Origin of the sequence: Nannocystis bainbridge (genome assembly GCF_028368995.1) — a bacterium.
Taxonomy (GTDB): Bacteria; Myxococcota_A; Polyangia; order Nannocystales; family Nannocystaceae; genus Nannocystis; species Nannocystis bainbridge.
The window spans coordinates 23351-44254 of record NZ_JAQNDL010000004.1 but is presented as its reverse complement, the minus strand read 5'-3'; the positions used below and the strand labels follow the sequence as shown (position 1 = coordinate 44254).

Annotated in this window: 16 protein-coding genes and 1 pseudogene; 7 read left to right on the top strand and 10 right to left on the bottom strand. The window is 71.1% G+C overall.

Features of this window, described 5'->3' with window-relative positions:
• Positions 1 to 26: 26 nt before the first annotated feature.
• Positions 27 to 1469 (top strand): esterase/lipase family protein, encoded by a 1443-nt coding sequence (locus POL25_RS37530; protein ID WP_272091192.1) that lies wholly within the window; start codon positions 27 to 29, stop codon positions 1467 to 1469.
• Between the two features lies 1 nt (position 1470).
• On the top strand, positions 1471 to 3282 hold the full coding sequence (locus POL25_RS37525) for a protein kinase family protein (RefSeq protein WP_272091191.1): 1812 nt from the start codon (positions 1471 to 1473) through the stop codon (positions 3280 to 3282).
• A gap of 44 nt (positions 3283 to 3326) precedes the next feature.
• Here the strand turns inward: POL25_RS37525 and POL25_RS37520 are convergent, their stop codons facing one another.
• The gene (locus POL25_RS37520) at positions 3327 to 3587 is read right to left on the bottom strand and encodes a GlsB/YeaQ/YmgE family stress response membrane protein (protein WP_272091190.1); all 261 of its coding nucleotides are present in this window, start codon (positions 3585 to 3587) and stop codon (positions 3327 to 3329) included.
• A 503-nt stretch (positions 3588 to 4090) separates the two neighbouring features.
• Here POL25_RS37520 and POL25_RS37515 point away from each other — a divergent pair.
• On the top strand, positions 4091 to 4834 hold the full coding sequence (locus POL25_RS37515) for a hypothetical protein (protein ID WP_272091189.1): 744 nt from the start codon (positions 4091 to 4093) through the stop codon (positions 4832 to 4834).
• Between the two features lie 52 nt (positions 4835 to 4886).
• Here POL25_RS37515 and POL25_RS37510 read toward each other — a convergent pair whose 3' ends face one another.
• The 3 genes from POL25_RS37510 to POL25_RS37500 all read right to left on the bottom strand — a co-directional run bounded on the left by POL25_RS37510 (position 4887) and on the right by POL25_RS37500 (position 7963).
• On the bottom strand, positions 4887 to 5738 hold the full coding sequence (locus tag POL25_RS37510) for an aminoglycoside phosphotransferase family protein (RefSeq protein ID WP_272091188.1): 852 nt from the start codon (positions 5736 to 5738) through the stop codon (positions 4887 to 4889).
• A 13-nt stretch (positions 5739 to 5751) separates the two neighbouring features.
• On the bottom strand, positions 5752 to 7359 hold the full coding sequence (locus tag POL25_RS37505; protein ID WP_272091187.1) for a GMC family oxidoreductase: 1608 nt from the start codon (positions 7357 to 7359) through the stop codon (positions 5752 to 5754).
• Between the two features lie 91 nt (positions 7360 to 7450).
• Positions 7451 to 7963, bottom strand: a complete 513-nt coding sequence (locus POL25_RS37500; RefSeq protein ID WP_272091186.1) for a DUF1993 domain-containing protein — start codon at positions 7961 to 7963, stop codon at positions 7451 to 7453.
• Positions 7964 to 8208: 245 nt separating this feature from the next.
• Between POL25_RS37500 and POL25_RS37495 the strand changes: the two genes are divergently transcribed.
• Both POL25_RS37495 and POL25_RS37490 read left to right on the top strand, forming a co-directional pair.
• Positions 8209 to 8679 carry a hypothetical protein gene (locus tag POL25_RS37495; protein ID WP_272091185.1) on the top strand — a complete coding sequence of 157 codons (471 nt, stop codon included), beginning with the start codon at positions 8209 to 8211 and terminating at the stop codon, positions 8677 to 8679.
• Positions 8680 to 9157: 478 nt separating this feature from the next.
• A complete protein-coding gene (locus POL25_RS37490; protein WP_272091184.1) occupies positions 9158 to 9406 on the top strand; it encodes a hypothetical protein in 249 nt (82 codons plus the stop codon).
• Positions 9407 to 9897: 491 nt separating this feature from the next.
• Here POL25_RS37490 and POL25_RS37485 read toward each other — a convergent pair whose 3' ends face one another.
• On the bottom strand, positions 9898 to 11061 hold the full coding sequence (locus tag POL25_RS37485) for a serine/threonine-protein kinase (protein WP_272091183.1): 1164 nt from the start codon (positions 11059 to 11061) through the stop codon (positions 9898 to 9900).
• 115 nt (positions 11062 to 11176) lie between these two features.
• Here POL25_RS37485 and nth point away from each other — a divergent pair, with 115 nt between their 5' ends.
• The gene (gene nth / locus POL25_RS37480; RefSeq protein WP_272091182.1) at positions 11177 to 11815 is read left to right on the top strand and encodes an endonuclease III; all 639 of its coding nucleotides are present in this window, start codon (positions 11177 to 11179) and stop codon (positions 11813 to 11815) included.
• A gap of 110 nt (positions 11816 to 11925) precedes the next feature.
• Positions 11926 to 14643 (top strand): hypothetical protein, encoded by a 2718-nt coding sequence (locus POL25_RS37475; RefSeq protein WP_272091181.1) that lies wholly within the window; start codon positions 11926 to 11928, stop codon positions 14641 to 14643.
• 287 nt (positions 14644 to 14930) lie between these two features.
• On the opposite strand, the gene POL25_RS45185 is transcribed toward POL25_RS37475, so the two are convergent.
• From POL25_RS45185 to POL25_RS37450, 5 genes and pseudogenes are all read right to left on the bottom strand, one after another.
• Complete coding sequence (locus POL25_RS45185) at positions 14931 to 15293, bottom strand: GIY-YIG nuclease family protein (protein WP_506417458.1); 363 nt, start codon at positions 15291 to 15293, stop codon at positions 14931 to 14933.
• 387 nt (positions 15294 to 15680) lie between these two features.
• A pseudogene (locus POL25_RS45180) lies at positions 15681 to 15925 on the bottom strand (SNIPE associated domain-containing protein); the annotation flags it as partial.
• 1231 nt (positions 15926 to 17156) lie between these two features.
• Positions 17157 to 18200, bottom strand: coding sequence for a fibrinogen-like YCDxxxxGGGW domain-containing protein (locus POL25_RS37460; RefSeq protein WP_272091179.1), 1044 nt, complete (start codon positions 18198 to 18200; stop codon positions 17157 to 17159).
• A 277-nt stretch (positions 18201 to 18477) separates the two neighbouring features.
• A complete protein-coding gene (locus POL25_RS37455; RefSeq protein ID WP_272091178.1) occupies positions 18478 to 19602 on the bottom strand; it encodes a fibrinogen-like YCDxxxxGGGW domain-containing protein in 1125 nt (374 codons plus the stop codon).
• 84 nt (positions 19603 to 19686) lie between these two features.
• Positions 19687 to 20778, bottom strand: coding sequence for a fibrinogen-like YCDxxxxGGGW domain-containing protein (locus POL25_RS37450; protein ID WP_272091177.1), 1092 nt, complete (start codon positions 20776 to 20778; stop codon positions 19687 to 19689).
• Positions 20779 to 20904 lie beyond the last annotated feature (126 nt).

Genomic DNA, 20904 nt, shown 5'->3' with positions numbered 1-20904 from the left:
CGCGTCCGCGCTGCTACAGTCGCCCCGTGTCGGCTGCCCGCTCGTCCGCGCTCACCACCGCGCTCGCGGTCTCGCTCTTGACCCTCGCCTGCGGCGACTCCGGGGCCGGAGGCGCCGAGGCCGGCCTGACCGAAGGGACAGGAACCACCGGCAGCGGCACCACCACCGGCGACGACCCGCCCGGCGATCCGCCGACCACCACCGGCAGCGACGACGACCCCGGCAGCGGCACCCACGGCCAGGGCATGACGACCACCACCACCGGCGAGCCCGCCTGCGACCCGAATCAATTGTCCTTGCTCGAGCGCGACTACCTCGGCGTCGGCGAGGACGTGAAGGGCGAGACCTTGCCGGCCTGCAGCGAGCACCGCTGGTACGTCGCCCTGCCCGACGAGAGCTCGTGGCAGATCCGCCTCACCCGCACCGACGGCCCCGGCCCGCTGCGAGCCACCGTCGTCTGGCCCGACGAGCCGACCGCGCTGGTGTGGCAGGCCGGGCTCGCGCCCCCGCTCGTCAGCGGCGAGGACCCGGCCGAGGCGATCTTCGCCGTGCCGCGCTCCGGCGAGTTCGCCGTGCATGTCCGATCGGACAGCCCCGACGACGCCGCCGACTACAACCTCGAGTTCGTGTGCGTGATCGGCTGCGAGCGCGAGACGACCCGCTTCCCGATCGTGCTCGTCCACGGCTGGACCGGCTTCGAGGCGATCGGCCCGATCACGTACTTCTATGGCGTCACCGCCGATCTCGAGTCGCGCGGCTTCCCGATCGAGATCGCCGTCCTCGACCCGTACAACAGCAGCACCGTGCGCTCCGGCCAGCTCGCCGAGCAGCTCGACGAATTTTTGGTGGCCCAGCGCGCGCGCAAGGTCGACCTCCTCGGCCACAGCCAGGGCGGCATCGACTCGCGGGCGGTCGTCGCCACCCACGGCTACGGCGACCGCGTGTCGGCGCTCGTCACCATCGCCAGCCCGCACCGCGGCACGTACATCACCGACCTCGCTCTCGGCCTCGCGCCCGGCGGGGTCGAGGCCGCGCTCGGCTTCCTCCTCAACTTCGTCGGCGCCGTCTCGGCCCAGCAGAAATCGGACGCCGAGGCCTCGTTCTACTCGCTCAGCGAGCACTACATGCAGGACGAGTTCAACCCGACCAACCCCGACGACCCGCGCGTCCAGTACATCAGCTACACTGGCCGCACCTGCGACGCCGCCAGCTTCCTCATCCCCGGCAACGGTTGCCACGATCTGGTCGACCCGCTGATCGGCTGGGGCTACGCATTGCTGCAGCTGGCCCGCGGCGACAACGACGGCCTCGTCACCGTCGAGAGCGCCAAGTGGGGCGACTACCGCGGCGAGATGATCGCCGACCACATCGACGAGGTCGGGCAGCTGTTCGGCGTCACCGACCTCAAGTTCGACCACCTCGAGTTCTACCGCGAGCTCGCGCGCGACCTGTTCGCGGAGGAGCACTGAGGTGGCGGCCGTGCCCGCCGCGCCCGAGCCGCTGACCGAAGACGAGCAGCGCATGCTCGTCCAGGGGCGGCACGAGGCCCTCGCCCACGCGCTCGCGCTGTCCGGCCGGCACGCCGCGGCCGGCTGGGTGCTCGAGCAGATCTGGGAGTTCACCGGCGCCTGCGAGCACTACGCCCGCGCCGGCCGCCCGCTCGACGCCCTGCGCGCCGCGATCGAGCTCGGCCGGGCCGACGTCATCGACCGCATCATCGCCGTGTTCACCGCCGCCGACGCCGACACCCGCCAGCAGGCCGCCGCCCTGCTGCAGCGCAAGGGTCGTCACGCCGACGCGGCCCGGATCCTCGCTCTCGGCGATCACGACCCCGAGGCCCGCGCCAGCGCCCTCGTGCGCGCCGGCGATCGCCTGGCCGCCGCGCGCGTGCTCGCCGAGGCCGAGCGCGTGCGCGAGGCCCTGGCCCTGCTCGAGCCGCTGCCCGAGCGCCACGGCCCGACCCTGCAGCTCGCCGCCGAATTGTCGTGGGAGCTCGGCGACGCCGAAGCGGCGGTGCGGCGGGCCCAGGCGGCCATCCGCGCCGGCGGGGGCGACCGCGCCGCGCTCAGCCGCCTGCTCGCGCGCGGGCTCGGGGCGCTCGGCCACGACCTCGCGGCCCAGATCGTCCTGCAAGGCCGCGGCGAGGCCCCCGAGGGCGCGCCGGTGCCGGCCCGCTTCCTCGTGCGCGCCTCGCTGCCGCCCAGCTTCTCCGGGGCCGCCTACGAGGGCACCGATCGCGTCACCCTCGCCGAGGTCGAGATCCACCTCCTCCTCGCCGAGCTGCAAGAGGCCGGCGCCAGCGACCCGGCGGTCCAGGACGCGCTCGAGTCGTTTCAGCGCCGGGCCCTCGCCGCCGCCGCGCTCGAGCACCCGGCGATCCGCGGCATCGTCCAGTTCGACGCCCGCGCCGGCATCCTCATCCTCCCGTACGAGGCCGGCAACGACCTGCGGGCGCTGATCCGTCCGCCCGGCATGCCGCTGCCGCGGGCCCGCGCCCTGGTCGCCTTCTTGCTCGAGGGCCTGGCCGCCGCCCACGCGCGCGGCCTGGTCCACGGCTCGCTGCTGCCCGCGCAATTGGTGTGTGACGCCGCCGGTCGCCCGCTGCTCGGCCCGTTCGGCGCCGACGCGATCGCCGGCCTCATCGCCACCCGCACCGGCGCGCTCGAGGAGCTGCTGACGATCACCGCCCCCGAGGTCCGCGCCGGCCGGGCGCCCACCTCCGCGAGCGACATCTTCAGCGCCGCCGCCCTCCTGGTCGCCCTCGCCGCCGGCAGCCTCGGCGGCGCCGCGCCCGAGGCCCGCGCGGTCGTCGAGGACGCGCTCGACCCCGACCCCGCGCGCCGACCCGACGCCGCGACCCTGCTCGCCCGCATGCGCCGGCGCGTGGCTGACCTTCGGGACCTGTCCATGAGCACAGCGCCGATCGGACAGGAACTCGGGGTCATGCCCGAAGATCCCAGCCTGTCCGGCCACGGCGTCGTCGTCGAGGTCGCGCCCACCTGGGACGACGTCGCCCTCGACGCCCTGCTCGCGGCCGACGTGCCGGCGCTGCAACCGGTCCTCGACCGGCAGGGTCGACGGGTAGCCCTGGCCGCCTGGCCGGAGGGCTGTCGTCGGCTGGCCGACGACGTCCCCTTTGCCCAGCTCGCGCCGATGGCGGTCGTCGAAGCCCTGCCGGCCGAGGCCGCGGCGGCCGTGCGCGCGCGCCTCACCGCCGGTGCCTGGGTGGTGACGCCCGCCGGCGAGTGGATGCTGGCCCTCGATGAACTACTCACGCGGTGAGGGCCGCGCGTCCGCCCGCCGGGGGCGAATCTAGAAAGCCGCGATCAGGCGCGCATCCTCCGACCGATGGCGAGGCGGTAGATGCCGAGCAGCACCAGCGCGCCGATGATCGAGGCGATGATGCCCGGGCCCTCGTCGACGTGCGCGTACCAGCCGAGCGTGCGCCCGAGGAACGCGGCGACGAACGAGCCGGCGATGCCGAGGAGCATGGTGGCGAGGATGCCGCCGCCGTCCTTGCCCGGCATGACCAGCTTGGCGAGGGCGCCCGCGATCAGGCCCACGATCAATGTCCAGATGAATTCCATGGTGTTCTCCTCCGCAAGACCGACCGGAGCGTAGCGCGATCCCTTGCGGCTGCAACGAATCGCGCGGCCTCGCGAATCATCGCACCAGCACCGCCGACAATCGCCGTTCGGGCCGTCGAGCTCGCCCAGGCGACAGCCGAGCCCGTCGCCCCGGGCGGGCCCGCCGCGTGGAATCACCGCAGCCGAGGCCGCGAATGGAAGCAGTCGCCGCAGGCCCGAGACGACCTCGGCCGAGGTTCACGCCAAAGGCCGAGGCCGACGCAGCGACGCGATACGCATGACCTCGTCCGCGGCCTCGCCTCCCGGCATCGAGGGGACAGCCGAACGGTCCACGGCAAAGCACGTCACGCTCGCCGCATCCCGCGAATTCGTCCGCCGGCCCTCCGCTCGCCCCGGCTCACGAAAGCGCTTCTCCTCGCCCCGCCCCCGCGCGGAGGCGACCGCTTCGATGCAGCAACACGCCATTGTCGCCCGGCGGCTCCGCCGATATCCTCGCCCCCGGGATGCGAGAGCTGCTCGACGAGGCGCGCGAGTTCGGGCTCGCCACCGCAGCCGCGGCCGCCCTGCTGCTGCTCGGCGCCGCCGTGACCTACCTGTCCGGCTCGCTCCTCGCCGGCGGCTTCACCACCCTCCTGCTCGGCCTGCCGGCGATCGCCCTCGGCGTGTGGGGCCTCGCCGGCCTCGTCATCGCCAGCACCCTCACCTTCCTCGCCGGCGTGCCGCTCGGCGAGTACGGGCGCGTCACCCTCGGCGATCAGGCGGCAGTGACCTGGCCCGAGGCCGCCCTCCGCTCCGACCTGGTCCGACTGGAGGTCACCGAGGCCCGCGTCGACACGGCCCGCGCCGTGCGCCAGTCCCACCGCCACTCGGGCGGCAAGTCCTCGTCCTCGCGCGTCCACGCGATCGCGCCGATCGTGCCGACCGCGAGCCGCCCCGGCGAGCCAGTCCACGTCTACGCCGCCTGCCGCGACCTCTCCTCCTACGACAGCAGCTGCCGCGACGCCTGGGCCAGCACCACCGACGTGCTGATGCGCGTGCCCGCCGGCGACGAGCCGTGCTACCGAAGGCTGCTGTCCGCAGACGCCCCCGCCGAGGTCGCGTTCGTCTACTGGGACCGCCCCGAGCGCTACCTGGGGCAGCGCTGGCACGAGTGGAGCACGGCGCTGCGGGTCACCGCGATCGCCTGGCTGGTCATCGGCGCGAACATCCTCCTGTATCGCGCCGTCCCACGCTTCCGCCGCCGCTGACCGCAAGCACGACGCGCCTTTCGGACATGTCCACAAGGACATGTCCCATCGGTCACCGATCTCGAACTTCACCGCGGGCGCGCGCCGCGAGCTCGGCGATCCGCAGGTCGACCGTCGGCGCGTCCCCGTCATCGAGGATCCACGCGGCCGACAGCCCGGACCAGGCGAGGATCCAGTCGAGCAGGCGCGCGCGGTCGAGGCCCGAGCGCTGCACGACGAGCGCGAGCCGGCGCCGGAACACCTCCTCCTGCACGGCCAGCGCCGGACCACCCGCCATGTCCGGATTGGCGAAGAGGGTGGCGTAGTCGAAGCCCGGCTCACCGAGCAGGTGCTTCGGATCGATCACCAGCCAGCCGCGAGCGCCGAAGTCGAGGACGTTGTCGTGGTGGACGTCGCCGTGCAGCGGCCGCACGTCGCGCAGGTCGCCGAGCAGGCGCGTCGCCGTCGCCACGGCCTCGCGCAGCAGGCCGCCGTGACGCCGCGCCCCGGGCTCCAGCGCCGCGAACCAGGTCGGCAATTCGACGAGGCCCGCGGGGATCGCCGCCGCGCGCGGTCGGTGCAGCGCCGCGACCGCGTCGCACAGCACGCTCGTCGCCTCGTCGTCACCGCCGCCGCGCGCCAGCCCGGTGAGCGAGCGCCCGCCGGTGGCCCGCTCGAGCAGCAGCGCCGCGTCCTCGGCCTCGTAGAGCCGCGCCGCGCCCTCGCCGGCCCACCAGCGCAGCAGGATGTGCCCGTGGCGCTCGTCGGGCTCGGTCGCTACCTTGAGCATCGCCGGGGTCTCGCCGCGCAGGACCGGCAGCAGCCGCGCCGCGTGCGTCACGATCTCCGCGCCGTCGGGCACCAGCCCCCAGCGCGCCAGGTAGCCGTCCCACGACCACGAGGCGTCGGGCCGAGGCGCGGTCATCGAGGCCCCGCGCTCAGCCGGCCGCCGCCCGCAGCAGGTCGGCCGCGCGCCAGCCGATCATCATGCTCGGGGCGTTCAGCGCCGACACCGGCACCTCGGGGATGATCGAAGCGTCGGCGACCCGCAGGTTCTCGACGCCGCGCACGCGCAGCTGCGCATCGACCACGCTGCCAGCGACCTGTCCCATGCGACATGTCCCGGCGTAGTGATAGGTCGTCATCGCCATCCGGCGCACGAACGCCGCCAGCGCCCGATCCGAGCGCACGAACCGCCCCGGCAGCACCTCGGGCCCGCCCCACGGCCGCAGCCCCTCGGCGTCGGCGATCCCGCGGGCCAGGCGGACGCCGGCGATCATCGTCTCCATGTCCTGCGGGTCGGCGAAGTAAGCCGGGTCGATGTCGGCCTGCGCGCGCGGGTCGGCCGACGCCAGCCGCACCGTGCCGCGGCTCTTCGGCTTGCCGAGGATGACCACCAGCCCGTAGACCCGCTCGACCGCGCGCCGGACGAAACCTGGCCGAAAGGCCATGCCGACGCCGGCCTTGACCACCTGCGGCAGGCGGGTCCGCCGGTACAGCGCCGGCGGCACCGTCAGCGCCGGGACCATGCGCATCGTCGCCTCGCGGAACGACGAGCGTGCCGGATAAAACACGTAGCAGGTGTCGGCCTGGTCGGGCGGCAGGTCGCTGCCGGCCAGCGCGCGGTGGAACCCGTACAGCTGCGGATAATTGCAGTCGACCGCGCGCTTGCCGTAATAAAACAGCTGCACGTTCGGGTGGTCGTGGAGGTTCTCGCCGACGCCCGGCAGGTCGAACGCCGGCTCGACCCCGTGCGCCCGCAGCACGTCGCGCGGCCCGACCCCCGACAGCATGAGCAGCTTGGGCGACTCGAGCGCCCCGGCGCACAGCACCGCCTCGCGCCGGACCTTCGCCGTGCGCCGCGCCCCGCCCTCCTCGTACTCGACCGCGACCACCCGCCGGCGATCGTCGAGCACCAGCCGGTGCACGTGCGCACCTGTCCGCACGACCAGGTTGATGCGATCGAGGTGCGGCTGCACGAACGCGACGTAGGCGCTGCGCCGCTGCTCGCCGCGGTAGTTCATCGCCTCGTAGCCGAGCGCGCCCAGCAAATGCCCGTTGTCGAGGTCGCGCTCGCGGTGGAACCCGACCGACTCGGCGCTGGCGATGCACGCCTCGGTGAACGCGGTCGGCTCGCGCGGGCGCACGTCGAGCACCCGCTCGAGCTGCTCGTAGGCCGGCACCACGTCGGACCAGCCCCAGCCCGGCACGTCCCACGCGTGGAAGTCGGCCTCCGAGCCGCGCAGGTACACCATCGCGTTGATCGAGCCGCTGCCGCCCATGCCGCGGCCCGAGCCGAGGAACAGCGGCCGCCCGGCGCAGCCCGGCTGCGGCGCGCTGAAGCGGTGATGCAAGAGCTCGTCGTTGACGAACGCGTCCTTGTAGCCGTCGGCCCGCAGCGACTCGGGGTGCCGCTCGGCGCGATCGCCCGTCTCGAGCAGCAGGACTCGCAGCGAAGGATCCTCGGAGAGACGCCCCGCCAGCACGCAGCCGGCCGAACCACCGCCGAGGATCACGTAGTCGAACACGTCGGGATCGAAGCTCATGCGCGCGCGGACTCTATCACGCGCCCGCCGGGCCCCGATCGCCGCCGTCATCCGCGCGCGGCGCACCTTTGCGCCGCGTCACAGGCCGCGCTCACAGGTCGCGGAACGCCAGCGGCGCGAGGAAGTCGGGCTTGCCGACGTCGACCCCGTTGTGGCGCAGGATCGAGTACGCGGTGACGGCGTGGAAGTAGAAGTTCGGCAGCGAGAACTGCTGCACGAAGTCCCCCGCCTGCAGGCCCTTGCCCGGCAAGAACGGCAGCGGGATCACCCGCGCCTCGGCGCCCGCGAACTCCTCGCCGCGCAGCGCGTCGAGCTTCTCGCGCGCCTGCGCCACGTTCGCGCGCAGCGCCGCGACCGTCGGCTCGATGTCGAAGTTGTCCGGCGGCGCCTGCCCGCGCAGCACGTTGGCCAGCCGCAGCGGCCCGAGCACCATGGCCTGGACCTGGCGCGTGAAGTGCCACTGGTCGGGCGTCAGCCGGGCGGTGAGGAGCACGCCGATGTCGAACTTGCGCAGGTCCGCGGTCGCCTGCGCCTTGTCGAGCCACACCGGCACCTGGCCCAGGGTACGGCTCATGTGGGGGATCGAGATGTCGAAGAGATTCATGCTGCGAGGAGCTCCGGCCGGCGAGCCTACCCGCTTTCCCCGGCCCCGCTCGCGCGCGCCGGATGAAGACGTGATCATCTTCGCAGCGCCGCGAGCCGTCTCCGCTGCGGCGCCGCGAGCCGTCACCGCTGCGGCGCCGCGCACGACCTCGACATGCGCGCGATCCCGCGTTTCCCGGGCTCGCCCGGGCCTTCCGTTCGCGCCCGCCGCCGCACCGCGGCGCAGGTGATACGCTCGGCTTCGCCATGGGTGCGACGCTCGCGGAGCTGTTGCCGATCGGGATCCACGTGCTCGGCGGTGGCGTGTGGATCGGCGCCATGGTGTTCAGCGTCTTCATCCTCCACCCGCGGGCCGAGCGGTTCTTCAGCCGCGCCAGCGAGTTCGAGGACTTCATCTTCAGCGTCGTGCACGGCGCCCGCTACAAGGTCCTCGCCGGCATCGTCGCGATCGTCCTCAGCGGCGTCGCCCTCGCCCTCGCCCACCGGGACAACGGCGCCGCGTGGTCGTGGCTCGTCGCCGCCAAGGTCGTCCTGCTGCTCGTCTCGCTGGCGCTGTTCCTCCACGTCACCTTCACCCTGTGGCCGCGCCGCGTGTTCGCCCGCGAGGACGAGCTCCCGGCCGTGCGCCGCCAGTTCTGGTGGATCGGCGTCGTCATGATCGTCTGCAACGCCGCCAACATGGGCCTCGGCCTGCTGGCCCGGGTCGCGCGCGGCTGATCGAGCACGCCGCATCCTCGCTGCGTCCTTGCGACGACCTCGGGCCCCGCTTTCATTCGTGGCACCGCCGCGTGACAGGCTGCCCGCCGGGTCGGCAAACCATACGGTAGAGTCCGCTCCGAATGCTCGATCGCGCATTCGTCGGACATACGTCCTGTGCATGGGGGCGACCCCGGGCCGGCCCTCCTCCATTCGCAATCGATCGCCCCACGGTGATTCCCTGCGCTGCAGAATCCATGAAATGGCAGTCATGGCGGATTACGCGCCATCGCTCGAATTGCGGTCCCAGGGCCCCTGAAAGCCGCAAATTACCGTCGAGCCCGCTCGCAAAATGGTGCCCCCTGCCCCCAATCGAACGTGGTGTGATGATTTTGCTTTACGGCGAGCCCGAGTACAGGTTACGAGGTTGCAACCTCCCCGAAAGGACAACATGCGCAATTCAAAGCACTCCATCGTTGCTGCGATCACGACGGTGATCATGGCCGTCTCGGGAACCTCGCTGATGAGCGGCTGCAACAAGGGGCAGACAGACACTGCCAACCCCGAGCCCGCCGCTGTCGAGACCCCGGCCGAGCCCGCTCCCGTCGATCCGGCCCTGGAGAACCCGCCCGAGCCCGCCGGCGACACGCCGACCGACCCGGCCACCGCCACCGACACCCCGCCGGCCGGGACCACCCCGCCCGCGACCCCGCCGACCACCAACCCGCCCCCGCCGGCGCCCAAGTGAGCTCGACGTGAGGGCATGTCCTTCGGGACATGTCCCTCGCAACACGCACCCAAGCAAGGGTGCGCCTGGTCGAGACGGACGGTTGCAAGGACATGGCCTTCGGGCCATGTCCTTTTTGCTTTCTCCCCGGGCCTGAGATATGCGCGTCCGAAGACGCGGGGCCTGGAGAGCTGGTTGACGGCGGGCACGGAGCGGCGGAGCAGGTCCCTCGCCACGGCGGGGCCCTCCCAGGCAACGTGCTCGGCGCCCTCAGGCTTCGATGGTGATATGTCGTTTAGGACAGACTCGTGTGCGCTTCGCGGACGATGGCGCCTGCGCGCGGTTGCCTGCGGCCCCTCCCGCCTGCGTCCCACTCCGCCGCTCCGTGCCCGCCTGAGGAGGGCGTCGCCGGCCCCGCTTGTCGCCGCGCGGGGAGCCTCACCGAGCAGCGGCGAGTGCGGCGCGACCGACTGCGGACACTATTCGGCGCGCGCGATTTCCCGGCCAGGCTCCTAGCGGTCGCGACCCTCGGGCAGCGCCGCCTGATCGCGCGGATCGCTGTTGTCGGCGATCGCCTGCAGGCGCCGGCGGATCCGCTGCACCGAGCTGAGCGCGTCGGCCTCGCGGGCCCGCAGCCGGCGCATGCGATGGGCCTTCTTCTTGTAGCGGCGGCTCGACGCCTGCAGCGCGAACACCATCGGCACGAACACGAACTCGATCACGAAGAACAGCCCGGTCGCCAGCCACGCCCACAGCCACACGAACACCCGCAGGAACTTCGGCAGGCTGCGCAGCGCCGGGTAGTCGGGCATCGGCGCCTGCTCCATCGCCTGCGACGACGCCTGCGTCTGCGCCGACGCCCGGCGCGGCTCGCTCGCCTGGCGCGGGCGGGCCGAGGTCCCCAGGGCCGCGCGCACCGCCGCCGACGAGGCCAGCCGGCGCGTCGGGTCCGGCTCCAACATGGCCGAAAGGACATCTCGCAACCGGCCCGGCGCCACGCACCGCTCGAGGTCGATCTGCAGCCCCTTGCGCGGCAGCTGGTCCGCCGGCATGCCGGCCGCCAGCGCCGCGATCGTGGCCCCGAGCGCGTAGATGTCGGTCGCCGGGGTCGCCTCGCCGTGCAGCTGCTCCGGCGCCATGTAGCCGAACGTCCCGATCATCGTCGAGCCGCCGTCGGGTCGCACGGCGAGGCGCACCCCGCCGAAATCGATCAGCACCAGGTGCCCGTCGGGCCGCAGGATCAGGTTCGACGGCTTGATGTCGCGGTGGATCACCGGCGGATGGCGCCCGTGCAGGTACTCGAGGATGTCGAGCACCGCCGTCAACCAGCGCTGCAGCTCGGCCGGATCCCCGGCCCGGCCCAGACGCTGCGACAGCGGGGCCCCCTCGACCAGCTCCATCACCAGGAAGAAGTCGCCGGTGGTGTCGCTGGTGTAGCGATCGACGTAGCGCGGGATGCCCGGGTGCGACAGCGACTCGAGCGCCTGGCACTCGCGCTCGAACAGATCGAACGGCTTCCAGTCGCCGCCGAGGGAGCGCAGGTGCAGCACCTTGACCGCCACCGCCGCCCCCGTCTCGCGATCGATCGCGCGGAACGTGCGTCCCTGGGACCCCGCGCCGAGGGGCTCCATGATCTGGTAGCGCTGCAGGCCCTGGGGCGGTGCGGTCTCGGCCATCCGCGCGGGAGTCTAGCGGACCGCGGCCCGCGGGGGAAAACTGCTTGATCCGGCCCGGACCAGCCGGCGGACGGGCGCCCGCGGAGCGCGCCATCCGGGGCATACTCCCTCCCCCATGCCGCGACCCGACATCGACGTGCTCCTCGACCGCCTGCGCCAGAGCTACCCGGACGCTCGCTACGAGCTCGACTGGGACACCCCGGTGCACATGCTCGTCGCCACGATCCTCGCCGCCCAGTGCACCGACGAGCGCGTCAACGCCGTGACCCGCACCCTCTTCCCCCGCTACCCCGACGCCCAGTCGTTCGCCGACGCCGACCTCGCCGAGCTCGAGGAGGCCGTGCGCCCGACCGGCACCTTTCGCCAGAAGGCCAAGGCGATCCAGGGCGCGTGTCGCATGCTCGTCGCCGACTACGGCGGCGAGGTCCCGCAGTCGATCGAGGCCCTCGTGCGCCTGCCCGGCGTCGCCCGCAAGACCGCCAACGTGGTCCTTGCGACATGTTTCAACATACCTTCGGGCGTCATCGTCGACACCCACGTCATCCGCCTGAGCGGGCGCATGGGACTGTCCGAGCACCGCGATCCGCCGGACATCGAGCGCGATCTGATGCGGCTCGTGCCCCAGGACCAGTGGACCTTCTTCGGCCCGGCCCTGATCCTGCTCGGCCGCTACGTGTGCACTGCCAAGAAGCCCGACTGCCCGAACTGCGTCATGCAGGACATCTGCCCCAAGCTCGGGCTCAAGGCGGCATGACGCCGCGTCGCCGTGCCGCGTGACATCGACCCGCGCGGGCGCGCGCCTCGACCGACGCTTCCGATCGCCGCGGCCGCGGACTATCCTGCCGGCCGTCAGCGAGATCGAAGATGGCCATCGAGAACCGGCAGAAGATCCCAGTCCCGCGTCGCTCCTTCTTGTGGTCGCTCAACGAGACGTCGGGCGAGATCCTCACCCACATCGGCCCGACCGAGTTCACGCCCAGCGCCAACGACCGCATCGTCCGCTCGAACGGACGCGGCGGCTACGAGCCGGCGCCGATGGAAGCGCGGCCCTTCATCATCGCCCGCGACGGCGAGTACGTCCTGCTCGAGAACCCCGTCGTCACCGATCACCCCGAGGGTCCCAACGGCTCCTACGTGCCCGGCGGCAACAAGGAGAAGGAGCTGCGGCTCGGGACCAAGAAGATCATCCCCGGCCCGTGCGCCTTCGCCCTGTTCCCCGGGCAATCGGCCGAGGTCCGCCCGGCGCACAAGCTCAACGCCAATCAATACCTGCTGGTCGAGGTCGTCGGCCCGCTCGACGAGACCGCCCCGTACTTCCGCCTCGTGATCGAGTCGGCCGGCCTCTCGAGCGTCGTCATCGACGGCGCCGACGACGACACCCGCCGCAACCAGCCCGAGCCGGCCACCAAGGCCCCGCCTTCGAATCTGCGGATCGGCCAGCGCATCGTCATCCAGGGCCGCCACACCCAGTTCTTCATCCCGCCGACCGGCATCGAGGTCGTGCCCGCGCTCGAGGAGACCGAGGCCCGCGGCCGCGAGGATGACGGCGTCGGCACCCTGCCCGCGGCCGCGCAGGAGGAGCTGGCCAAGCTGGTGTCGCAGGTCGGCGAGGGCATGTCGGTCAAGCAGTTCAGCGTGGTGAAGAACGAGATCCGCCACCGCCAGGACTACACCAGCGGCGAGCGCGGCGTGATCCTCGCGACCCTCGACGAGGCGTGGAACGACCGCGCCTCGCAGCGTCGGCAACGGACCGCCGACGGCGGGCGCGGCGTCGCGGCCGACCCCTACGCGCGGCGGGCCGTGGTCCTCGGGCCCAAGAATTTCTGCTTCCTTTTCGACGCTGACGGCAACCCGCGGATCGTCCGCGGCCCCGCGCGCGTGTTCCCCGGCCCGCACGACACCTTCCTGCAGCGCGGCTCGCGGCGCCGCGTCTACGACGCCTACGAGCTCGGCGAGCACCAGGCGCTGTACCTCCGCATCATCACCCCGATCGGCCGCGACGAGCTGAGCCGGCGCCTGCCGCCGGGCACCCCGCTCGACCGCGATCACTACGAGGCCGGCGCCGAGCTGCTGGTGCGCGGCCTGCCGAGCGTGTTCTTCCCGTTCATCGAGGCCGAGGTGCTGAACCCGGTCACCCGCGAGCCGCACGTCGGCAACGACCACGACGCCGTCGTCATCGACGCCATCGGCATCGATCAAAAGTCGGGCGTGTACGTCCGCGACCAGCGGACCGGCATGGTCAAGATGGTCCGCGGCGAGACCTCGTACCTCGTCGACCCGCGCGGCGAGGAGCACGTGCAGCGGCGCGTCCCCCACGACAAGTGGAACCTGTGGATCGGCCACGCCGAGCCGCACAAGCACACCACCGCCGAGGTCGTCACCCCGTGGGCGCTGTCGGTCATCGTCCCCAACAACGAGGCCGTGCTGATCACCTCGCGTCACGGCCGGCGCGTCGTCGTCGGTCCGCGCACCGAGCTGCTCGAGTACGAGGAGCAGCTGACCGCGCTCAAGCTCTCGAAGGGCAAGACCAAGGACGGGCACACCACCGTCACCACCTGCTTCTTGCGGATCCAGGGCGGCCGCGTCGCCGACAACTTCGAGATCGAGTCGGCCGACTTCGTGCGCTTCAAGGTCAAGCTCGGCCTCGCCGGTCACTTCGACGGCGAGCCCGAGAAGTGGTTCCACGTCGAGGATCCGGTCAAGCTGCTCGCCGACACCGTGCGCGCCCGCGTACGCGAGGCGGCGCGCGTGCTCGCGGCCACCCAGCTGCTGCTCGAGTTCCCCGCGGTCGTGCGCAAGACCCTGCTCGACGGCGACGGCGGCCTGCTGCGCTTCGCCGACAACGGCATGGTCCTGAGCGGCGTCGACGTGCTCGGCTTCCAGGTCGCCGACCCTGCCCTCTCCGAGCTGTTCGCCAACGTCCAGCGCGAGGCCGTGTCCTTGCAGCTGCAAGACCAGCAGTCGCGCCGCCGCCTCGACTCGACCCGCCTGCGCGACAGCCTCGACGCCGACGAGCACTCCTTGCAGCGCGGCGCCAGCCAGCGCATGGCCGAGACCACCAAGGCCGAGGCCCAGGACGAGCACACCGTCACCGCCTTCAAGCAACAGCTCGTCGCCGGCCGCGACGCCGACGCCCTGCGTCACAAGCAGCAGCTCGAGCGCCTGAGCTTCGAGGCCGCGCGCGACCGCGAGCGCGAGCAGGGCGAGCTCGCCGCGGCCGCGCGGGTGCTCGCCGCCGAGGCCGAGGCCAAGGCGCGCGCGCTGGTCGATCGCGCCACCGAGGAGCACGCGCGCGCCCTCTCCGAAGTCGAGCAGGCCCGCGCCGCCGCGCTCGCGCAGGCCGACGCCGTACGCCTCGGCGCGCTGCAGCAGGAGCTGGTCGGCGCGCTGCAGGCCGCCGCCGACAGCGAGGTCCTCAAGGCCGCCGCCAGCAACATGAACCTGGTCGCGCTGCTCGGCGGCAAGAGCCCGGCCGAGCTGCTGTCCCAACTGGTGCGCGGCACGCCGATCTCACGCACCACCGACGGCATGCGCGCGCGCGAGGCCGCCGGCAAAGACGGCAAGCCCGGCAAGTCCGAGTGACGCCTTGACGCCGCCCCTCGCCCCGGCGATGCTCGCCGGCGAGGGGCTGCCACGTGGGCGGGCACCAGCATTAGTGAAACCGGTAATCACGTCAGTCTCATACACTGAAGGCCGCGGGTTCGACTCCCGCATGTCCACGGCGCTCGTCGGGCAGCCCCTCGTTTTCTGCCTGTGAATCGCTGAAAGTCCGCGGCGCCCGAACCGAGGCCTCGAGCTGCCACCATCGCGCGTGGCCGCATTCGCAAGGATGCGGGTCCCGGGGACAACCTCGACACGCAGCGAGATTCTCAGGCGCCTACCCTCACAGCCGGCCTGACGAGCGCCTGCTTCGGGTCGGGCGCCAAATTCGCGGCCTCCAGGCTCATCGACAGCGTCTTCCTGTACTCCATGGCCTCGGCCTCGTGGACGATCTCGATGCTCGCAGGATGATGCCGGCGCACGTGCTCGGCGATCTCCAGAATCGAGACATTGAAGAACTCTTTGCGCTCGTTCACGCGATTGACCCGCCGATGATGAAATGCCCTGTGCAGCTCGTTCTCCAGCTTCGGCGCGTCCTCGGTGTAGATGATGGCATGGACGTCGAATTCGAACGGGACCGAGGCGTCTCCGAGCTCCTTGACCCGATCCATCGGGTCGAGCCGGCGCGTCATCCCGATCTTGTACACGTGCTCACCGAAGGACCCGACGTTCGAGATGATGTAGACATGCCCGGAGCGGGTCATCTGCGCCCGTGAGACGGCGCGTGCCTTGTTCGTTTGGGCCTCCGACAGCTTCCGCTCCAACTCGGCGACCTGCGCCTGCAGCTTCTCCTGCTTCGCTCCTGACGCCCGCAAGATCTCGTCCTGGGCCTTCCTGAGCGCCTCTGCGAAGCGATTCTCTTCCTTCTCGGCCTCCTGCTTGACCTTCTCCAGCTCGCGGAGGGCCTGTTCTTCCTCTCGCATCTGCTCCTTGATCCGGCGCTGCTCGTCTTTCTCCTGCTGGACCTTCTCCTCGTACTCGTGGACGAGGGACAGCTCCGCGAGCTTGAGATCGAGATAGCCGCGGCTGATCGTGCAGCGCTGAACCTCGGCGCAACCGTTGATGACCTCCCAGGCCTTGCGGATCCTCGCCTCCATCACACCGACGTTGTTGTAGCGGACCTTGGCGATGGTCGCGTCGCATTCGCCATTGAACGCGCGCAGCATCAGCTTCAAGGTCTGATTATCTGCTTGCGGCCTTCTGCCTTGCTGCCGTTGACCAGCCACTCCTCGGCGCAGGTCGCCGCCTCCTTGTCCTTCAGCATGCCTTTCTGCCGATCTCGCGTATCCTCGAGCTGGCGCTGATAATGCTCGGAGCTGGTGAACGCGTATCGGGGCTTATAAAAGGCGAAAGACTGCAGGTTGCTCTCCTCGTCGAGGGCTGCGAACTCCGCCCGCAACGTGGCACTGGCCACGCGCATTTGTTCGACCTCGACAACCGCAGCTGCGCGTTGGGCCGCGACCTCTGTTGCGACCTGACGGCGAGTCGTGTCCAGGGCGGCGGCGTCGGAGGCGACCTGCAAACGAGCGCCCTCCAACTCCGCAGCACCGCGCTGGCGCTCGGCAGCGAGGCCTTGACGGTCCTTGGCGAGCTCCGCGGCGGAGCGGCGACATTCCCCGTCCAGCTCGGCTTCGAGTCGACGCCGCTCCGCTTCCAGTTCGGCGGCCGCTGCCACGCGCTGCGCGAGAAACGTCGCGCGCTCCGACGCCACCTGCGAGCGAGCGCTCTCTATCTCCGCTGCACCGCGTGCACGCTCGGCGGCGAAGCACCGGCGCTCCTCGTCCACCTCCGCCTTGACGCGCTGGCGCTCTCGTTCGAGGTCGAACACCGGAGAAAATCGGCGCTTTAATTCAAGGTGAGAGGCCTTGAGCGCTCGCAACCGGTGAACGACGAGCCCGAGGCCGCATAAAGAGAGCGCGAGGATACAGAGCAATACTATCTCGACCATGATCCCATGGTCTCCGCATCCAGATTTCGGTTCAAGCCTGTGCAGGCGAGCAGGCACGAGGGCGCGCGGCACCCCGGGCGCGAATCAGCTCGCTGGAGCCTGCGGGCGCGAAAGCGTCATCTCGATCCGACCGACATCCACTCGTGTCGCCGGTTCGCCGCCTCTGAACAATGGTCATGCTGCAGGGCGGGTTGTCGCCCGGACGGTCTGCCCGGTCGCGCGCTCACAACCGCCGATCGACCTCTTGCGACGTGACCGCCGATCGACCTACCCTGGCCTTCGCTCTCGCGGCGCCGCGGCCGGTCCATGCCGTGGATGGCCACAAATACTGTAGGGCGGACCTCGCGATCCGCGTGCTCCGATCCCGATAGACGCCTGACGGTCACGCCCCGAGGCGCCGAGAGAGCCTTGCGCGGGACGCCATCAGGAGATCGCGCACCTGCAAGCTCCGCGATGCATCAGCGATGTCATCGATCGTCCAATGACAATGATGATATGTCTCAAAAGACGTCTAACCATTATTGGCAATCGCCTTCTATCAGCGACTTCACCGCAGCATCACCACCCGCACCGCGTCGGGCAGGTGGCAATCGTGGATCGGGGGCTGGTTCTGCTCGTCGTACGTGGATGGGTCGACCGCGAACGCATCGGTGCTGGGGGTCGTGACGGGGACCATGTCGCTCCACGGGAAGACCTTCAGCGCGCACTTGTCCTGGTCGAACTCGTCGATGTGCCACGCGCCGAAGCAGCCCTCCTGCGTCCCGTGGAAGCCGGTGCACAGCTCGACGTCGGTCAGCGCGAAGCCCTTGAGCTGCGCCTCCTTGTAGAGCACCTTCCCGATCGAGCACACCGGCATCCCTTCTCCGCTGAACAGCGCCGTCGCGGCGGCCAGCAGGTAGTCGTCGCCGCCGCAGTCGATGCGCATCTCCGCCGATTGCGGCACCAGCAGTTCCATCATGTCCTTCTTCAGGCGGAACCGCGGCTCGTCCGGCTGGCCCGGGTTCACGGCCGAATCGGTGAACAGCGCCACCCCGATCGGGTCCTGGCGCGGGCTGCGTTCGATCACCGTCCAGCCGCCGCCCGTCGTGTTCATGTCGCAATACACGGGCACCGCGAGGTAGCCCCCGTCGCCGTCGGCGTCGATCACGTACGCGCCCGAGCCCGCGTAAGGCGCCAGCTGCCGCACGTCGGCGCAGCTGCGCGGCACCATGCAATCGATGCAGCCGTCGGCCCAATCGGTGTTGAGGTCGTCGCACTCTTCGGGGCCCTCGACCGTCCCGTTCCCGCACTGCGAATTGTCCGAGGTCGTGCCTGACGTCGTCGTCGACGTCATCGTCACCGGCGACTCGGTGTCCTCCGTGTCCTCCTGCTCGGTGGTCACGGGCCCGAGCGTGGTCCCTGGTGCGTCCGTCGTCTCGCCCGGCGGCGTCGGCGGCACATCCGTCGTGAGCGGCCCGTTCGTCGTCGTCGCACCGCCCGGGTCGGTCGCCGTCGCCAGCGTCGGCTCCTCGAACTGCGGGTTGCGATCGAGGCACGCCGACAGGCACGTCGCCGCCACCAGTGCTCCCCCACGAACCAAGCCCAGGCGCATCCCCATCGGTGTAGTCGAGCCCGGCCGCGCCAGCAATTGCCGCGAGCGCGCGGGTTCGCCCGGGCCGCCGAACCCGCGCAGGACCGCCCTCGCGGCTTCGGCGCGGCTTGACGTCGCCGCCTGCGGGCGGTCATCCTCGGCGCGAGGGGCCGCCACGTGGGCGGGCGTCATCTATCTTTGGCGGAAATGGTACACGCGTCGGATTCAACATCTGATCAATGCAGGTTCGAGTCCTGCATGATTTTCGGCATCCGTCGGGCGGCCCCTCTTTGACGATTCAGCGCAGCAAGATCCGGCGCGACGCGCCCGGCTGGTGGCAGTCGTGGTTGCCGTCGATGTGCTGCGGATCGACCGCGAACGCGTCGACCGACGGCGGTGAGATCGCCTCGTTCATGCCCGACCACGGGTAGCCCTCGAGCAGGCAGTCGTACTGGTTCTCCTCGTCGATGCTCCACGCGCCGGAGCACTGGCCGTCGTTCTTGCCGACGAACACGGTGCACAGCTGCACGTTCGAAAGCATGTACGACTTGAGCTGCGCCTCCTTGTAGAGCACCGGCCCCGCGTTGTTGCAGCCCGGCGGGGCGAACTCGCCGGCGAACAGCGACTGCGCCGCCGTCAGCAGGTAGTCGTCGCCGTGGCAGTCGAGCCGCATCTCGTCCGAGATGGCCCGTAGCGTCCCCATCGCGCCCCGCGGCATGCGGTAGCGCGGCGACAGCGGAGCGGCCATGTTCACGGGCGCCTCCTTGAACAGCGCGAACCCGATCGGATCTTCGAAGGGGCTGCGCTCCACCAGCGTCCAGCCGCCGCCCGCGGTCGTCATCTCGCAGTACACCGGGATAGGCGGCAGCAGCTCCGGTCCGTCGGGATCCACGAAATACTCGCCGTCGGTCGCCTGCGGCGCGTGGAGCAGGATCTCGGCGCAGTCGTGCGGGACGATGCAGCCGACGCAGCCGTTGTGCGGATCGTCATCGTCGTCGCAGTCCTCGAAGCCGGCGTGGACGAAGCCGTCGCCGCAGGTCGCGGTCGTGCACAGCGGCGTGCAGGACCCCTCGTCGCTGTTGTCGGGCCCGTCGTCACACTGCTCGAAACCCTCGATCATGCCGTCGCCACACGTCGACGGGTACCCCGTCGTCGACGACTCCGTCGTGCTCGTCGTCAACGGCCACGACGTGCCGCCCTCGGTCGTCATCGGCCCGGTCGGCTCGCTGCTCGTCGTCGTCTCGGTCGTCGTCGTGCTCGTCGGCGGCGGCTCGTCGAGCGTGCCTGCGGTCGTCGCCACCGCCGTCGTGCCCGCGCTCCCCGAGGCGGTCGGCTCTTCGAACCACGGGTTCGTCTCGAGGCAACCCGCCACCAACGTGACGACGACGACGCCCGCGACGACCTCGCTCGGCTCTGCACGCATGACTTCGGTGTAGTCGACGCCGCCGCGGCCGACAATCGACGCGCGCACGCGGGTCCGCACGGTCGCGCGCTTTCCGGCCGCGCCTCAGCGCATCATCACGGCGCGGATGGCCCCTGGCTTGTGGCAATCGTGGAGCTCCAGCTCCTGGACCGTCGGGTCGGCGGCGAAGATGTCGGAGTTCTGGGCGCTGAACGGCTGCCCGTCGATCCACGGCGTGCTGGAGAGCCCGCACAGCATCTGCTCCACCTCGTCGATGCGCCACGCACCCGCGCAATCGCCGTCGAGGAGCCCGGTGAAGCCGGTGCACAGCTCGACATCCTTCAGGATGATGTCGCTGAGCTGCGCCTCCTTGTAGAGCACCGCGCCGACGGCGTCGCAGGGGTTCGGCGCGTCCTCGCCTTCGAACAGGAAGTCCGAGTCCGTCCACAGGTGGTCGGTCCCGCCGCAGTCGATCCACAGCTCGTTCGAGTGCTGCTGCACCACGTTCAGCGCGGCCCGACCCATGCGGTAGCGCGACTTCGTCGGGTCGTCGTAGTTGACCTCGACATCGACGAAGAGGGCCCGCGCGATCGGGTCGGCGAGCGGGCTGCGCTCGACGCGGGTCCAGCCGCCGCCGTCGAGCGTCATGTCGCAGTACGCCGGCACCAGCGGCCCCGGACCCGGGCCGTCCGGATCCATCACGTAGAGCCCCGTCGGGCTGCCCGGCGCCCGGTCGAGCACTTCCTTGCACACGTGGGGCACGAAGCACGCGACGCAGCCGTCGGCCGGGTCGTCGTTGAGGTCCTCGCAGAACTCGATGTCCTTGTGGATCAGCCCGTCCCCGCACGTCGCCTGCTTGCACGCGCTGGTGCAGGCCGCATCGTCGGCGTTGGCGAGGCCGTCGTCGCACTCCTCGTCCTGGCCGACTTGCCCGTCGCCGCAGGCTCCGAGCGGCATCGTCGTCGTCGTCATCGGGCCCACCGTCGACGTTGCGCTCGTGGAAGGATCCGTGAGCGAACCGGTGGTCCCCTGGGACGTCGTCGAGGCTGTCGGATCTCCCGTGGAGTCCGCGCCGCTCGAGTCGCTCGTGGTCGGCAGCGGCTCTTCGAACTGCGGGTTCCGGTCGAGGCAACCCGCCAGCGCCGCGGCTGCGACGATCCCCAGGCTCGCTCGCCCCCGACCCACCGGCTTCGCCATCGACTTGGTGTAAACGAGGCGCCCGCGCCCGGCAATCGCGGCCTTTGGCGCGATTTTGCCCTGCGCATCGCTCGCGGGGGCGCACTCGCCACTTTCACGTCCGCGGCGTTCGGCGCTAGCCTTGCG

What these genes read in the sequence shown, in the direction of transcription:
- nth (WP_272091182.1), top strand. Translation starts at nt 11,177, where the DNA reads ATGCCGCGACCCGACATCGACGTGCTCCTCGACCGCCTGCGCCAGAGC.
- POL25_RS37510 (WP_272091188.1), bottom strand. Translation starts at nt 5,738, where the DNA reads ATGACCGCGCCTCGGCCCGACGCCTCGTGGTCGTGGGACGGCTACCTG.
- POL25_RS37500 (WP_272091186.1), bottom strand. Translation starts at nt 7,963, where the DNA reads ATGAATCTCTTCGACATCTCGATCCCCCACATGAGCCGTACCCTGGGC.
- POL25_RS37520 (WP_272091190.1), bottom strand. Translation starts at nt 3,587, where the DNA reads ATGGAATTCATCTGGACATTGATCGTGGGCCTGATCGCGGGCGCCCTC.
- POL25_RS37485 (WP_272091183.1), bottom strand. Translation starts at nt 11,061, where the DNA reads ATGGCCGAGACCGCACCGCCCCAGGGCCTGCAGCGCTACCAGATCATG.
- POL25_RS37450 (WP_272091177.1), bottom strand. Translation starts at nt 20,778, where the DNA reads ATGGCGAAGCCGGTGGGTCGGGGGCGAGCGAGCCTGGGGATCGTCGCA.
- POL25_RS37460 (WP_272091179.1), bottom strand. Translation starts at nt 18,200, where the DNA reads ATGCGCCTGGGCTTGGTTCGTGGGGGAGCACTGGTGGCGGCGACGTGC.
- POL25_RS45185 (WP_506417458.1), bottom strand. Translation starts at nt 15,293, where the DNA reads ATGACGCGCCGGCTCGACCCGATGGATCGGGTCAAGGAGCTCGGAGAC.
- POL25_RS37475 (WP_272091181.1), top strand. Translation starts at nt 11,926, where the DNA reads ATGGCCATCGAGAACCGGCAGAAGATCCCAGTCCCGCGTCGCTCCTTC.
- POL25_RS37455 (WP_272091178.1), bottom strand. Translation starts at nt 19,602, where the DNA reads ATGCGTGCAGAGCCGAGCGAGGTCGTCGCGGGCGTCGTCGTCGTCACG.
- POL25_RS37515 (WP_272091189.1), top strand. Translation starts at nt 4,091, where the DNA reads ATGCGAGAGCTGCTCGACGAGGCGCGCGAGTTCGGGCTCGCCACCGCA.
- POL25_RS37505 (WP_272091187.1), bottom strand. Translation starts at nt 7,359, where the DNA reads ATGAGCTTCGATCCCGACGTGTTCGACTACGTGATCCTCGGCGGTGGT.
- POL25_RS37490 (WP_272091184.1), top strand. Translation starts at nt 9,158, where the DNA reads ATGGCCGTCTCGGGAACCTCGCTGATGAGCGGCTGCAACAAGGGGCAG.
- POL25_RS37495 (WP_272091185.1), top strand. Translation starts at nt 8,209, where the DNA reads ATGGGTGCGACGCTCGCGGAGCTGTTGCCGATCGGGATCCACGTGCTC.